The organism is Acinetobacter sp. FY683, assembly GCF_059515885.1.
Window position 1 is genome coordinate 98,431 of record NZ_JCAKNA010000001.1, and the last position, 15,902, is coordinate 114,332.

The 15,902-nt window shown below is 38.8% G+C and carries 12 protein-coding genes; 10 read left to right on the top strand and 2 right to left on the bottom strand.

Going from position 1 to position 15,902, the window contains the following annotated elements; translation table 11 throughout:
* Nucleotides 1-154: 154 nt before the first annotated feature.
* A complete protein-coding gene (locus AC5YDH_RS00485; protein WP_496116275.1) occupies nucleotides 155-3,487 on the bottom strand; it encodes an Rne/Rng family ribonuclease in 3,333 nt (1,110 codons plus the stop codon).
* 758 nt (nucleotides 3,488-4,245) lie between these two features.
* On the opposite strand from AC5YDH_RS00485, the gene AC5YDH_RS00490 reads away from it, so the two are divergent.
* The 7 genes from AC5YDH_RS00490 to AC5YDH_RS00520 all read left to right on the top strand — a co-directional run bounded on the left by AC5YDH_RS00490 (nucleotide 4,246) and on the right by AC5YDH_RS00520 (nucleotide 12,127).
* Nucleotides 4,246-5,214: an RluA family pseudouridine synthase gene (locus AC5YDH_RS00490; RefSeq protein ID WP_496116276.1), complete on the top strand. Its 969-nt coding sequence runs from the start codon at nucleotides 4,246-4,248 to the stop codon at nucleotides 5,212-5,214.
* Nucleotides 5,215-5,479: 265 nt separating this feature from the next.
* Nucleotides 5,480-6,136, top strand: coding sequence for an HAD-IA family hydrolase (locus tag AC5YDH_RS00495; RefSeq protein WP_496116278.1), 657 nt, complete (start codon nucleotides 5,480-5,482; stop codon nucleotides 6,134-6,136).
* A gap of 404 nt (nucleotides 6,137-6,540) precedes the next feature.
* Nucleotides 6,541-7,338, top strand: a complete 798-nt coding sequence (locus AC5YDH_RS00500; RefSeq protein WP_496116279.1) for a 2-keto-4-pentenoate hydratase — start codon at nucleotides 6,541-6,543, stop codon at nucleotides 7,336-7,338.
* A 37-nt stretch (nucleotides 7,339-7,375) separates the two neighbouring features.
* Nucleotides 7,376-8,269, top strand: coding sequence for an acetaldehyde dehydrogenase (acetylating) (locus AC5YDH_RS00505; RefSeq protein WP_496116280.1), 894 nt, complete (start codon nucleotides 7,376-7,378; stop codon nucleotides 8,267-8,269).
* A gap of 11 nt (nucleotides 8,270-8,280) precedes the next feature.
* Complete coding sequence (dmpG, locus tag AC5YDH_RS00510; RefSeq protein WP_496116282.1) at nucleotides 8,281-9,300, top strand: 4-hydroxy-2-oxovalerate aldolase; 1,020 nt, start codon at nucleotides 8,281-8,283, stop codon at nucleotides 9,298-9,300.
* 413 nt (nucleotides 9,301-9,713) lie between these two features.
* Complete coding sequence (locus tag AC5YDH_RS00515) at nucleotides 9,714-11,009, top strand: OprD family outer membrane porin (protein ID WP_496116283.1); 1,296 nt, start codon at nucleotides 9,714-9,716, stop codon at nucleotides 11,007-11,009.
* Between the two features lie 257 nt (nucleotides 11,010-11,266).
* Nucleotides 11,267-12,127 (top strand): alpha/beta fold hydrolase, encoded by an 861-nt coding sequence (locus AC5YDH_RS00520; RefSeq protein ID WP_496116284.1) that lies wholly within the window; start codon nucleotides 11,267-11,269, stop codon nucleotides 12,125-12,127.
* Between the two features lie 388 nt (nucleotides 12,128-12,515).
* Here the strand turns inward: AC5YDH_RS00520 and hcaR are convergent, their stop codons facing one another.
* The gene (gene hcaR, locus AC5YDH_RS00525; RefSeq protein WP_496116285.1) at nucleotides 12,516-13,415 is read right to left on the bottom strand and encodes a DNA-binding transcriptional regulator HcaR; all 900 of its coding nucleotides are present in this window, start codon (nucleotides 13,413-13,415) and stop codon (nucleotides 12,516-12,518) included.
* A gap of 276 nt (nucleotides 13,416-13,691) precedes the next feature.
* On the opposite strand from hcaR, the gene hcaE reads away from it, so the two are divergent.
* From hcaE to hcaC, 3 genes are read left to right on the top strand one after another with little or no spacing between them, the layout of a single operon-like run.
* Complete coding sequence (hcaE, locus tag AC5YDH_RS00530) at nucleotides 13,692-15,059, top strand: 3-phenylpropionate/cinnamic acid dioxygenase subunit alpha (RefSeq protein ID WP_496116286.1); 1,368 nt, start codon at nucleotides 13,692-13,694, stop codon at nucleotides 15,057-15,059.
* Nucleotides 15,056-15,574: a 3-phenylpropionate/cinnamic acid dioxygenase subunit beta gene (gene hcaF / locus AC5YDH_RS00535; RefSeq protein ID WP_496116288.1), complete on the top strand. Its 519-nt coding sequence runs from the start codon at nucleotides 15,056-15,058 to the stop codon at nucleotides 15,572-15,574. The genes hcaE and hcaF overlap by 4 nt, the downstream gene beginning before the upstream one ends.
* Nucleotides 15,574-15,900 carry a 3-phenylpropionate/cinnamic acid dioxygenase ferredoxin subunit gene (gene hcaC / locus AC5YDH_RS00540; RefSeq protein ID WP_496116290.1) on the top strand — a complete coding sequence of 109 codons (327 nt, stop codon included), beginning with the start codon at nucleotides 15,574-15,576 and terminating at the stop codon, nucleotides 15,898-15,900. Before hcaF ends, hcaC begins: the two co-directional genes overlap by 1 nt.
* Nucleotides 15,901-15,902: the final 2 nt, after the last annotated feature.

Genomic DNA, 15,902 nt, shown 5'->3' on the forward strand with positions numbered 1-15,902 from the left:
GTGTTTATTTATTTACGGTTTATTTCAATGAGTTGATACACTTGTCTTTTAATCGCTTCTAACTAGTGCAATCAACCTAAATTGACAAAAACTTTCAAAAAAAAATCCAGTCATCGGAATGACTGGAGTTTTTTATCACCTGCAAAAAAGCAAATTAAGACTCTGTTGCGGTGTCTACTTTTTTCGGTGGACGACCACGAGGACGACGCGGTCTTGCTGGTTTGTCTTTGGTTGGTGTTGCGGCATCTTCAGCAGATTGTTCTTCCGCAACTTCAGTTGTTTGAGCAACTTCACTTACTGCAGTTTCAACTTCGGTAACTGGTTCTACAGTTGCTTCTGTTGGGGTTGCTACAGTCGCTTCAACTGATTCTACTGCTTGAGCTGTAGTTTCTTCTGCCACAGGTGTTGCAACAACATCAACTGCAGGAGTTACTTCAGCTTGTTGAGCTTTGTCTGCTTCAATATGAGCTTGTTTTGCTTGCTCATGTGCTTGTTCGGCAGCAAGTTTTGCTAAACGACGACGCTCACGCGGATCATTTGCAACACGATTATCCGAAACAGGCTTTGGTGGTGTTAAGTCAAGCACTGGAGCAGGTTCTGCTTCAGGTGTTGCTTTTGTAACAACTACATCACGTGTTACAGGCTTTTTCTCGGCAGCAGGCGCTGTATTTTGAGAAGCTAAGCTTGCAGCATATTCACTTGTGAATTTTGCCAAAGCACGATTGAACGTTGGAATTAAACCAAATTGTTCAATTAAGACAGAGCAGTCATTGCCGTATACATGGCGGATTAATGAATCCACAGTGTAAAGAGAAAGTGTAGGAACTTGAGTTGGTTTTAACTCAGGAACTTGGGCTTGCTCATTGCGTTGACGACGGTTCTGACGTGGGTCATTGCTTGCACGTTTTGCTGGTTGTTGCGCTTGTTTGTTCGCATGATCAGCTTTTTTGTGTGCATGAGGTTTCTTCTCAGCAACTTCTTTTTGTGCAGGCACTTGTTTTGTTTCTTCAACAATAGCAGTGTCTACAGGTGCAGGAGTTGCTTGAGCTTGACCTATCGCAATAATTTCACTTTGCGCTTGATCAATGTTTACAACTAAAGCAGTTGGCATAACTTCTTGTTGAGGTGTATCAATCATTTCAACTTTAACTTGATTTTGATCGATTACAGCTTCTACAACAGGAGCAGCAGGCGCAACAGTCTGCTCATTCAATACGCTTGGATCGCGATGACGATTTGGGCGGTTTGGACGTTGCTGATTATTGCGGTCACGACGTGGTACAGCATTTTGTTGTTCATTGCTTAGAACATCTTGATGCTGTTGTTGATCGTTATTGCTGTGTTGACGACGAGAATTACGTTTGTTTTCACGTGCTTCTTGGCGTTGCTCTTGACGTGAAACTTGTACAACTTCTTCATGTACATGGTGTTGTACATTATCTTGTTGTGTTTGTTCACGTACTTCTTTGTGCTTGTTGTTGCGTGGCTTCTTGTTGTTTGGACGTTGAGTCTTCTCTTCACGCTCTAAAGGTTTATCCATTAGATCGCGCTGTTCAGACTTATTCGCAACACTTGAAGGTGCTAAATAAGCATTATTTGCTTGTACAGCAGGGGTGCGTTGTTGCTGAGCTGGAACTTGGCTATTTACTTGACCAAATTGACCACGACTTACAGCACCACCATTTACCATTTGCTCAATTGCGGATGCAGCATTGTTTGCTGTGCGAGATTGATCAATAGTTGCTGCTTGCTTTTGAACAAACAAGTTCTCTAACCAAGCACAAGGGCTAGCCGATGCTTGAGCAGGAGCGACTTTTACTTGCTGTTGTTGAGCTTGTTGTTGGTTCGCATGCTGCGGACGACGTTTGTTGTTTTGGTTTTTATGACCATTTTGCTGTGCAGGAGCAGGTGCTGCAGCGTGAGCGTGTTGCTCTTCTTCTAAATGCCACTCAGAAGACTCATAACCCAATTCTTTTTCGCTGTTACGAGTCGCTTCAGTGCGTTCGTAGCTTGTTGGCGCAAAGCCTTCAGGGTTAAATGAAATTTCATAGTGTGGCGTTTCTAAATGCGGGTGAGGTAATACAGTCACACGTACATTTGAAGTTTGTTCTAAGTAAACAAGGCTGTGACGTTTTTCATTGAGCATGAATGCTGCAATTTCAACAGGAACTTGAACTTGAACTTCGCCTTGGCGTTCACGAAGAGCAATTTCTTCTACTTTACGCATAATAGAAAGCGAAAGAGAACGAAGGTCACGAACCATGCCTGTACCATGACAGCGAGGGCATACATAACCTGTTGCTTCTTCTAACGATGGACGTAAGCGTTGACGGCTCATTTCCATCAAACCAAAGCGAGATAATTGACCGAATTGAATACGAGCACGGTCGCTTTGAGTTGCTTCACGAAGTTTTGCTTCAACCATACGTTGGTTGCGGTCTTTCGTCATGTCGATGAAATCGATCACAACTAAACCGCCAATATCACGTAAGCGTAATTGACGTGCAATTTCTTCAGCAGCTTCTAAGTTTGTATTTAGTGCTGTTTCTTCAACATCGTGACCACGAGTCGATTTTGCAGAGTTAATATCGATAGATACTAAAGCTTCAGTTTGATCGATTACGATAGAACCGCCTGAAGGAAGTTTTACTTCACGTTCATAAGCAGTTTGAATTTGGCTCTCGATACCAAAATGAGCAAATAAAGGCTCATTTAATGTATATGTTTTTAGCTTGTCTAATTGGCGTGGCATTACAGCTTTCACGAAGTTATACGCTTCGTTATACGCTTGCTCAGAATCAATTAGAATTTCAGCAACATCATCACGTAAGTAGTCACGAATAGCACGAGTCACAACGCCTGCTTCTTGGTGAACCAACATTGGAGATGGACCTGAATTTGCAGTAGTTTGGATTTGAGCCCAAAGATCTAACAAATGTTGAAGGTCAAGTTGTAATTCTTCTTTAGAGCGACCAATACCCGCTGTACGAACAATCACGCTCATACCACGTGGAGTATTGAGTGACGCTAACATTTCTTTGAGTTCTTCACGAACTGAACCAGAAATTTGACGACTAATACCGCCACCTTTTGGATTGTTTGGCATAAGTACCAAATAACGACCAGCAAGTGAGATAAATGTAGAAAGAGCAGCACCTTTATTACCACGTTCTTCTTTTTCGACTTGAACTAAAAGTTCAGTACCTTCCGTGATAAGTTCACGAATATTAGAAGTTTGGCGAGGGTCTGCTTTGTAATATGAGTTTGCGATTTCTCGCATAGACAAGAAGCCTTGACGGCCTGCGCCATATTCTACAAATACAGCTTCTAAAGAAGGTTCAACGCGAGTTACGTGACCTTTATAGATATTTGATTTTTTTTGTTCACGGGTACGATTTTCTAAATCGAAATCGTAAAGACGTTGTCCAGTGACAAGTGCAACGCGAATTTCTTCGGCATGTGTTGCATTAATCAACATACGTTTCATGGGTGTAACACCTTATAGTGATACACAGCAAAGCATCGCTAGGTCACGCAGCGAACATCAAAAACTACGAATCAACTGCTCAAATCTCAAATAAACACATTGTGATTTGAGCTCTTTTTTACCGGCCTTTGTTAGGTGGGCTTCGGTTTATGATTTACGCACTGATGATGACAATACGGCTTCAATCTGTAAACGATTAAAGTCACCTGTGCAATTCACTGGCGGACTAGCGGTGTATTGGATGTCTGTAACTTTCACTGTCACATTGCTCGAAGCGCATTCCTTTGTTCAAGGTGTCTTGGTACGGAATTATCATCGTACCTTTGCAAACTGTGCAGATCCAATACATCAACGCTGTAGCCTGAATTTAGCATCAGGGGAGCGACTCATCTGATGTGTATCAGTTTACGTTTAAAAACCAACTTATGTTGGCGACATATTTTTTAAGACAAACTGATTTATGTACCTGAGGTACAATTAAACGCAACAGTTTGTGTTTTTGCCGATATAATAAGCCTTCGGCGTCGGCATAATTCTTTTGGGACCTTTCCGTATTATGTGAGTATTAAAGTGAATAATTAAGTTCAGATGAATCTGAAAAAATTAGACCAAACTCACAAACGGTGGTTTCCGTACGCTGACTATACCAAACCTTGTATCATCTGCCTATGGGCTAAGCTTATGTTTCTTGTGAAAAGTATAGCTCGAATGATCAGTTTTTAATCAATTTTAGTATTTTTTTAGGTCACAGTAACTGTATGAATTCTACGCAACAATGGCAAAATGTCACTTGGTTTGAAGTGGATGAACATCAAGCGGGTCAGCGCATCGATAATTTTTTATTTACTCGATTAAAAGGCGTGCCCAAAAGTCGTATTTATCGTTTGATTCGTGAGAGTCAAGTACGCGTAAATAAAAAGCGTGTAAAAGCAGAGACTAAGCTCGCAATTGGTGATCAAATTCGTGTTGCACCAATACGTTATGAACAAAAAGATGAATCTGCTGCACCTGTATCAGATAAAGTTGCACAAGGTTTATTGAACCGTGTGGTATATGAAGATGAAGGTTTAATGGTGGTGAATAAACCATCAGGAATCGCAGTTCATGGTGGTAGTGGCGTTGCTTACGGTTTAATCGAAGCATTACGTGCTGCAACAGGTAAAAAATATCTTGAATTGATTCACCGTATTGACCGTGATACGTCGGGTCTAGTGATGATTTCTAAAAAACGCAGCACCTTAAAATCTTTGCAAGATATGCTTCGTGAACACAAAATCCAAAAGACTTATGCAGCTGTCGTAAAAGGCAAGGTTGCATTAGATAAACAGCTGATCGATGCGCCTTTGCATCGTTATGAGTTGTCAAATGGTGAGCGTCGTGTACGTGTGTCTAAAGAGGGTAAAGAATCTAAGACGCAATGGAATGTCGCAGAACGTTTTATGCATGCAACTTTAGTTTATGCATCGCCACTTTCAGGTCGTACGCATCAAATTCGTGTCCATGGTTTAAGTATAGGTCACCCATTAATCGGTGATGATAAATATGGTCATGAGACTGAATATAAAGGTCCTAAGCCGCGTCGTTTATGTTTGCATGCTATGCGTTTAGAGATTCCAGGTTATCCAACGATTGAAGCACCTTTGCCTGAAGATATGCAGAGTGTGGTGGCTCAATTACGCGCACAAAAAGCAGATAAGGTTACTACGTCTGTGAAGGATGATGAGTGATTCTTATAAAGAATCCTCTCCCTTAGTAGCACTGCTATATAAGTCTCTTTTCTTGTACGTTGTTTAAAACAGTGTTTTAAACTCGTTCAGGAGAGAGGATGTCATCTAAAATATTCCGTCACATACTTAAGTTATATATTTATTATTTTGATTGATTAAAAGGTTAGGCATTAATGTTTTCTCTCTCCTTAATAGGAGATGAGTAGCACTGCTATGCAAGAGAGGTGATAACGCTTCTTTCTTTGAATCAAATATAGGAAATTTTATGAAATCTGCGGTAAAACTTATTATTTTTGATTGGGATGGCACTTTATTTGATTCGGTTGGGCAAATTGTTGCAAGTTTAAAATATGCAGCTGAGCAGTTTCAGCAACCTTTAACGGATGATGATGCAAAAAGTATTATTGGTTTGGGTTTACCTGAAGTTGCACAAGTGTTATTTCCTCAAGTACCTGAACTCCATAAAGATATTTTGCAAAGTTATGCAGACCATTATGTGGCACATTCAAAAAGTGATGAGTGGTTTGATGGCGTGTCTGAAATGTTGCATGATTTAAAAGTGCAAGGTGTTGAACTTGCAGTTGCAACAGGGAAAAGCCGTCGTGGTTTAGATCGTGTACTTGGGCAAACGCAAAGTTTAGAAATTTTTAGTGCAACACGTGCGGCATCTGAAACAAAGTCCAAACCTGATCCACTGATGCTTGCAGAGATTTTGCGGGAAACGAATATTTCAGCTGAACATGCAATTATGGTGGGGGATACATCTTACGATTTAGAGATGGCGCGTAATATTGAAATGCCTCGTGTGGGTGTAACTTATGGTGTGCATACACCTGATGTCTTAAATCAATATTCTCCGTTATACCTTGCTCAAAATGTCTCAGAACTTCATCAATTTTTGTTAACACAAGTAAAAGCCTAAGGCTGATCTAAAGTTGAAATAGGTATGCTCAGTTTTAACTGGGCATTATTTTTGTCTAGTATTTTAGTCGTAGAATAAAATTAACTTAAAAAAAACGTATGTATAAAGCGTGGTAAAAAAGAATAACAATAGTAAAACGAGTTAAATAAATAGCTGTTTTTAAATGTATAAATTTAAATTTTATTATAGGTTTTGAATATTGCTAAAAATAAAATAAGTATTGGTAATCTATCCATAAAATCCCGATTCTAGAGCTATTCATAGATATATGCGTTTGTTAAGGCGGTTTTAACTGAGAGCTTTTAACAGTAATTTTTTTAATAAATTGCTGTTTGCCAACGGTTGAACCTCAAAATTTAACAACGTTATTCATCCTCAAAAATTTGCAGTTTAAGGAAACATTGATGTCGAATTCTGCTGTTGTTGAATCGGTTGCGCAAGCATTACGTGATGCTGAATTATCAAAAACTGCGATTGCTCCAATCCGCCCGCAACTTGGTGGTGAAGGTGCCGATGTAGATATCGCGTATGCAGTTCAAGAAGCAAATACTGTACGTGCGCTTAACGAAGGTCGTCGTTTAACTGGTCGTAAAATTGGCTTAACTTCAGTTGCTGTACAAAAGCAATTGGGTGTTGATTCTCCTGACTTTGGTATGTTGTTTGCAGACATGGCATATGGCGATGGCGAGGCAATTCCTGCTGGTTTATTGATTCAGCCAAAAGTAGAAGCAGAAATCGCATTAATTATTAATAAAGATTTGACTCAAGAAAAACATACTTACGCAGATATTATCAGCGCAACTGAGTATGCACTTCCTGCTGTTGAAGTTGTAGATAGCCGTATCGAAAACTGGAAAATCAGTTTAATTGATACCGTTGCCGATAATGCATCTTCAGCTGCTTATGTATTGGGTTCACGCCCTGTAAAGCTTGAAAACTTAGATCTTGCAAACTGCAAAATGACCATGAAACGTGGTGATGAAGTCGTTTCTCAAGGTGTCGGTAAAGCTTGTTTATCTAACCCTTTAAATGCAGCTGTTTGGTTGGCAGATGAAATGGTTCGTCGTGGTCGTCCATTGTTGGCGGGTGACATTATTTTGACAGGTGCGCTTGGTCCAATGGTTGTTGCACAACCAGGTGATGAGTTTGTGGTTGAGATTGAAGGTTTTGGTTCGGTTACTGCTGCATTCGCTGCTGAATAAGATTGTTAGATAAATCGGAATTTAAGAGAGTACATTCATGAAAAAAATTAAATGTGCAATGATCGGTCCGGGTAATATCGGTACAGATTTGCTTTATAAATTACAGCGTAGCGAATGGTTAGAGCCTGTGTGGATGGTAGGTATTGATCCTACTTCTGAAGGTTTGGCTCGTGCTGCGAAAATGGGTTTAAAAACCACTGCTGAAGGCGTTGATGGTCTTCTTCCTCATGTTCTTGCAGATGATATCAAAATTGCATTTGATGCAACTTCTGCATACGTACATGCTGAAAACAGCCGTAAGTTAAATGAACTTGGCGTGCTTATGATTGACTTAACACCTGCTGCAATTGGTCCGTTCTGCGTACCACCTGTAAACCTTGAAGCATTGCTTACTGCTGGTGAAGTTCCAAACGTAAACATGGTGACATGTGGCGGTCAAGCAACGATTCCTATGGTTGCTGCTGTATCTCGTGTTCAACCAGTTGAATACGGCGAAATCATTGCAACTGTATCGACTAAATCAGTTGGTCCAGGTACACGTAAAAACATTGATGAATTTACACGTACAACTGCGGGCGCAATTGAGAAAGTTGGCGGTGCGAAACAAGGTAAAGCGATCATCATTATCAACCCTGCTGAGCCACCATTAATGATGCGTGACACAGTACATTGTTTAGTTGAGGGTGAGCCTGACCAAGCGGCGATCACAGAATCTGTACATGCGATGATTAAAGAAGTTCAAAAATATGTACCAGGTTACAAACTTGTGAATGGACCAGTTTTTGATGGCAACCGTGTATCGATTTACTTAGAAGTTGAAGGTTTAGGTGATTTCTTGCCGAAATATGCAGGTAACCTAGATATCATGACAGCAGCAGCTGCACGTACTGCAGAAATGTTTGCAGAACACGTTTTCAATAAAGAAGCTTAAGGAGCAACCACATGTCTAAGATTATTGTTCATGATATGACTTTACGTGATGGTATGCATCCACAGCGCCATCAAACCACTGTTGAGCAAATGATTGCAATTTCAACAGCACTTGATGATGCAGGTGTACCTTTAATTGAAGTAACTCACGGTGACGGCCTTGGTGGTTCATCTGTAAACTACGGTTTTGCTGCTGCAACTGACGAAGAATATTTGACAGCTGTTGTGTCACGTATGAAAAATGCAAAAATTTCTGCATTACTTCTACCTGGGATCGGTACGGTCGATCATTTAAAAATGGCGCATGAAATTGGTGTTTCTACTATTCGTGTTGCAACACACTGTACAGAAGCAGATTGCTCAGAACAGCACATCACTGCTGCACGTAAGTTAGAAATGGATACAGTGGGCTTCTTAATGTTAGCTCATATGGCATCTCCTGAAAAATTGCTTGAAGAAGCGAAAAAGATGGTGTCTTACGGTGCAAACTGTATCTATGTAACAGATTCTGCAGGTTATATGTTGCCGCAAGATGTACTTGATCGTGTTGGTCATTTACGTCAGCACTTAGACTCAAGTATTGAGCTTGGTTTCCACGGTCACCACAACTTAGGTATGGGTGTTGCGAACACTGTAGCTGCTGTTGAAGCTGGTGCAATTCGTGTTGACTTAGCATCTGCGGGTCTTGGTGCAGGTGCGGGTAATACTCCGCTTGAATTATTCATTGCTGTTGCAAACCGTATGGGTATGGACACTGGCGTTGATTTGTTCAAAGTGCAAGATGTTGCGGAAGACTTAGTGATTCCAATGATGTTAAACCCAATTCGTGCTGACCGTGATGCTGCGACATTAGGTTATGCAGGTGTTTATTCATCATTCTTGTTATTTGCTAAACGTGCTGAAGCGAAATATGGCGTATCTGCACGTGAAATCTTAATGGAACTTGGTCGCCGTGGTACGGTTGGTGGTCAAGAAGACATGATCGAAGATTTGGCATTAACTATGTCTAAAGCAAAAGTAGCAAATGCTTAATTTATTTTAAGCACGGAAAAAGCACCCATAAGGGTGCTTTTTTATGGTTATTGTTTTACTTTTATAAAGTTATTAGCTATGAATCAATAGTAAATATTTATAAATAATATTTATATAAACAATGTCTTATTGTCTGATTAAAACTTAATATGAATAAGTGAAAAGTAGTTTTTTGTAGAAAATTTAAAATACGGTATAAAACAAACTGAATAACACCGTGTTCCATTACAAATACGAAAAAAATGGTGAATTTCAGTTAGATTTAAAACAAATTAAAAAAAATATAAATGAATTGAAAACTCAATTGTTAGTTTTTAAAAATTAAAATCTTACTACTGTGGTCTGATTTAATGTTCAACCATAGTTCAGCATGATGGCGCCATAGCGAAGTTTGATGATTATAGGAATTAGTCATGCGTCTCCAATCACTATGGATAGCAATGTGTGTAGCAACTGCTGCATTCGGTACAACGACAACAAATGCAAATTTTGTTGATGATAGTAATGTTCAATTAAAGCTTAGAAACTTTTATTTGGATCGTCAGTACGATCAGCCTGATCGAACAAAAGTACAAGATTTTGGTAGTTGGTCACAAGGTATTACTTTAGATGCCAAATCGGGTTATATGGATATTGGTCCTGTAAAAGTAGGTGTAGATTTACTTGCACAATATGCAGTGCGTTTAAGTCATGACCGACACGATAATGATTTCATCATGCCTTATAACTACAATACAAAAGAACAAGCGCGTGATTTTGGAAAAGTAGGTGTCACTTTAAAAGCTAAAATTAGTGAAACAGAATTACGTGTAGGCGAAATTTTACCTGCAACACCAGTTGTGTATTTTGACCCATCTCGTCAGTTACTTACGACTTATGAAGGTGTGTGGTTGGAATCTAAAGATCTTAAAAATACCAAACTGACTTTAGGTTATTTAGATGGTATTAATGCACGCTATGAAAATCAGGTACATGATTTCAAGCTTTGGCCAAATGAATTAGGTACTGAAAAGGGTCAGATTAAATCAGGCGACAGCGATGGTATGTATGTTGCTGGTATCGACTATCAACTTAATAAAGAATTATCACTCAGTTATTTTTATGGTGATGTGACGAATATCTATCGTCAAAATTATTTTGGTGTGGCTTATAACAAAAAATTAGACGACAAAAATAAGTTTGCTACGCATGTTCGTTATTTTGATAATCGTGAATCAGGCGATGCGTTGTATGGTGAAATCGACAACCAAGCTTTGTCTTTAAAAGGTGCTTGGACCTACGATGTTCATACGGTTGATGTTGGTTATCAACAAATGTTTGGAGATCATGGTAATAATGCAGCATTTTTCCCAACATTAGCGGGTTGGGTACCACAGCCTTATTTAGCGAACTGGTCTGTTGCAAGTTTTGTTCGTAAAGATGAAAAATCATGGAGTTTAGGTTATACCTACGACTTTAAGAATGTAGGACTTCAGGGTTTAACTGCGACTGTTCGTCATTATGATGGTTGGAATATTGATAATGGTGCAGGGAAAGTGCGTGGTAAAGAAGATGAAAACAATTTCATTTTAAATTACACCGTTTCTCAGGGTGCTTTAAAAGGTCTTAGTTTCCAATACATGTATATTGATGTGAACTATCACAATGTACCAAACTTTGTAGATCTACAAGAGCATCGAATCGCAACAACATATACATATAAGTTTTAATTTCGTGATTTTAGTATGAGAGCGACTCTTCGGAGGCGCTCTTTTTTATTTTAAAGTTATGTGGATGATATTTTTTTAAATCTGTTTAAAAAACAGGGTGTTGGATAATCGTTTTTTTATAGATTGTGATTGGAAATTTGTATGAGTTTGAATCTATCAAAACGGTAATATAAGGCAGTAAAAAAGTATTTTTAATAAATGAACTTTAACCTTCAAAGTCGCTAGGCTAGGGGTTAAAGCCCAGATAAGGAATTGGTATGAGTACTGTTCAAATCCCTGAATACACCACTGATGCATTCTTCGGTTTAGAAGATAAATGGATTGAAACTGCTGAAGGTGAATTAACGCATTATCATGAAATTGGTGAAGGTACTCCAATTCTATTTTTACATGGTTCTGGTACGGGTGTATCTGCGGCAGCAAACTGGTGGTTAAACCTTCCATCAATTGGTGAGCAAGCACGTTGTATCGCTATTGATACGATTGGCTATGGTCAAACAGTTGTTGCACCAAACACTGCTTATGGTATTCGTGCTTGGGTTGATCATGCTGTTCGTACTTTAGATGCACTTGGTATTGAAAAAACTTGGTTAGTAGGTAACTCATTGGGTGGTTGGTTAGCGTTCCAAATGGCGCTTGATTATCCTGAGCGTATTTTAGGTATTGTATCTATGGGTACAGGCGGTGCAGTACAAACTGCTGCGCTTAAAGCTCACGCAAACCCAGTATTGACTGTTGAAGGTGTTAAAAAGACACTTTCTATGTTTGTCGTAAACAAAGATTTGATTACAGATGAACTTGTAAAAGTTCGTTATGAATCAGCTGCAAATGACTATGCATCGAACCGTTTGATGGATGTTGTTGGCGCACGTGACCGTGACCGTTTCGAATTCCCGCTCGACTTCGAAAAAATGAAAGAGATTACTGTACCTGTACTTCTTATTCACGGTACACAAGATGTGGTGATTCCTGTTTCACGTACTTGGGATATTTTAAATATTGTTCCAAATGCTGATGCACACATTTTCAGTCAATGTGGTCACTGGTCTCAAGTTGAGAAATCAGATGAATTCAATACTGTTATTAAAAATTACTTAGCTGTTCATGGTGTTAAATAAGTATATTTTTGAATAAAGGGGGGATTTCTAATCTCCCTTTTTATTATTTGAATTAAAGTTGTAATTGGTTATTATTATCATTTAGATATTCTTTGAATATAATGAATCTGTTTTATATTTAAAGTATGTTGAAAAATATATTTTAAAATGAATGAATCTTATTAGACTTAAGTTGTAATTAATGACGATGTTTATTTTTTAAAAGTAGTTTAAAACTAAAATCTAACAAAGTTATTTAATATTTTTTATGTATTAATTTATTTTCTTTCTAATACAAAAGTCTAATCTTTTAAAAATGATCTATTAATTTTTTAAACAAAAAAAAGCACCAATATTTCTAAATAAAATAATGGTGCTTTCAAATACTGAAAAAAAGAACGCTTAATGATTATTTTCGATCAAAATCGAGGTAAAAAACTTTAGTAAGTAGATCCATAAACTTCTGTACCGCAATTGAAGTACTATTTTTACGGTAACTCACGTACAAATCAATTTGTGGTAATTCAACACTTAATGGTCGAATAACAGAGTTATTCATAGAAAGTGGGGTGATGTAGCCAGGTAAGATTGTACAACCTAAGCCCATGCCAATAGAGTTAATATTAAATAAAATATTATCTGCTGTTTGAACAATATTAAATTCAATATCATTGGCTTTAGCGAAGTCTAAAATAGCATGGTGAAGCGTATGAGATTCGTCAGCAGAAGGGATAATGAAGTCTATACCATTCAATGCTTTAACTGGAATTCTGTCGTATTTAGCTAAAGGATGATCTTTAGGTAAAATGAACATTAACGGTTCACGTAAAACGAATAAGCTTTCGATTTCTTCGCTATTGAAATTATGGCGAGTAAACGTAATATCTAGGTCGCCTTTCTTTAATAATTTCATTTGCTCGCTATTGTTTAAGCTGAGTAAATCAATTTTTAAATCAGGGCTTTGCACGCGTAGATTTGGTAAAACATAAGGGAATATTTTCATTTCCGCTACAGGTACAAAACCAATGCGAAGCATTTGTTGTTTTGCTTGTGACACTTGACGTGCCATAGCTACAGCTTTGTCTGCTTGTGCGAGTGTTAATCGAGCTTGTTCGAGGAAAACAGCGCCTTCTTCTGTAAGCTCAACTTTACGTTTAGTTCGGTTTAAGAGTCTGACTCCAACATCTTCTTCTAAGTCTTTAATTTGTTGGCTTAGGGATGGTTGTGCAGTGTAAAGCTTGAGTGCGGCTTTACTGAAGTTGAGTTCTTCTGCAACAGTAATGAAGTACCGAAGATGACGTAATTCCATATAACCATCCTAAAGATTAATCCAAAAAAAGTCTTATATATCTCATCGAGTATAATCTACAAATAACGATAGAGTGAAGTTATTCGATTATTTAGATACTAAATGATTATGAGCTAATAATTGTCTTTAAATATAAAGAAGGGTATTTAAATTTAGTTATAAAATATATTAATTAAAACAAAATAAATATTTCCACAAAATACTTTGAAAATCCATCATCGACGAAAAGTTTGAGTCTATGACTTTGTGCCATTGAACTGGTCACAGGAGATTTTCATGAGTGGAAAAATTGATGTGCGCGAAATCGACGCTTTAGTCGATGCACAAAATGGACGTATCACGCCATCTATTTATACTGATCCAGACATTTACGAGCTAGAGCTCGAACGTGTTTTTGGTCGTACTTGGTTATTCCTTTGCCATGAGAGCCAAATCCCTAAAGCTGGTGATTTCTTCAATACCTATATGGGTGAAGATCCAATTATTGTGGCACGTCAAAAAGATGGCTCAATCAAAGCATTTTTAAACCAATGCCGTCACCGTTCAATGCGTGTGAGCTTTGCAGATTGTGGTAATACACGTGCATTTACTTGTCCATATCATGGCTGGTCTTACGGTGTTGATGGTTCTTTAAAAGATATTCCTCTTGAAGATCGTGCTTATCCGCATGGTGCATGCAAAGAGAAATGGGGTCTTGTTGAAGTTAACCGTGTTAAATCTTACAAAGGTTTAATTTTCGCTTGTTGGGATGAAACAACGCCTGACTTAGAAGAATACATGGGTGATATCGCTTGGTACTTAGATGGTGTTGTTGACCGTCGTCCGGGTGGTACAGAAATTATTGGTGGTGTACACAAGTGGGAAATCGAGTGTAACTGGAAATTTGCAGCTGAACAGTTCGCATCTGACCAATACCACGCATTGTTCTCTCACGCATCTGCAATTCAAGTTCTTGGTGCAAAACCAGACGATGAATCTTCGAAGAAACTTGGTGCTGCACAAACAGCTCGCCCAGTTTGGGAAACTGCAAAAGACGCGATCCAATATGGTTCACGTGGTCATGGTTCAGGCTTCTTCTTCACTGAAAAACCAGATGCAAACGTATGGGTTGATGGTGAAGTTGCAAACTATTTCCGCGAAACGTTTGACGAAGTTAAAGAGCGTTTAGGTGAAACACGTGCGCTTCGTCTTGCAGGTCATAACACCATGTTCCCAACTTTGTCTTGGTTGAACGGTACTGCAACACTTCGCGTATGGCACCCACGTGGTCCAAACAAAACTGAAGTTTGGGCATTCTGTATTGCAGATGCTGAAGCATCTCAAGAAGTGAAAGAAGCATTTGAACGTTCTGCAACACGTGCATTTGGTCCTGCTGGTTTCTTAGAGCAAGATGACTCTGAAAACTGGATTGAGATCCAAAAAGTTTTACGTGGTTATAAAGCACGTAAAAACAAACTCATTATGGAAATGGGTAAAGGTAACGAGAAAATCCGTGAAGATGGTATTCCTGGTATTACCAACTATATTTTCTCTGAAACTGCAGCACGTGGTATGTACCGCCGTTGGGCAGACTTATTAATCCATGAAAAATGGGAAGACGTGGAAAAAGCAGCTGACGAATATGAGAAGGAGCTTATGAAATGAGTCAAATCAGCTTAGAACTTCATCATCAAATTAGTCAGTTTCTTTATCGTGAAGCAAAATTGCTAGACGATTGGAAATTCCGTGATTGGTTGGATACGTTAGCGGAAGATATTTCTTATACGCTACGTACTACACCAAATGCACAAACACGTGACCGTCGTCGTTCAGTTGAACCACCTACAACTTGGGTATTCAACGACTCGAAAGATCTTTTAGAGCGTCGTGTTGCTCGTCTTGAAACGGGTATGGCTTGGGCTGAAGAGCCTCCATCACGTACCACACACATGGTATCAAACGTAATTGTAGAACCTACTGAAGTTGAAGGCGAATACGATGTGTACGTAACTTATCTCTTATATCGTACGCAAAAAGAGAAAGACGTTGTCATTTATTGCGGTAAACGTCATGACAAGCTCCGTAAAGTTGAAGGTGGCTTAGGCTTCCAAATCTTCAACCGTAAGATCACGCTTGATCAAGTTACCTATAACTCCCATAACCTGAGTGTGTTCTTCTAATGAATAAGATTTTTGTTTGCCAAATTGATGAACTAGACGAAGGCGAAGCGCTAAAAGTAGATTGTGGCGTAAATGGTATCGAAGCGCTTGCTGTATTTAACAATGGCGGAGAATTCTTCGCGATGAATGATAAATGCAGTCACGGTAACGCTTCTATGTCGGAAGGCTATTTAGAAGATGACGGTACTGTAGAGTGCCCACTTCATTCAGCACGTTTTTGTTTAAAAACAGGTGAAGCATTATGTCTGCCTGCAACTGATCCAATCCAAACATTCCCTGTGATTGTTGAGGATGGTCAATTGTTCGTAGAGATGGCAGGAGAGTAAGC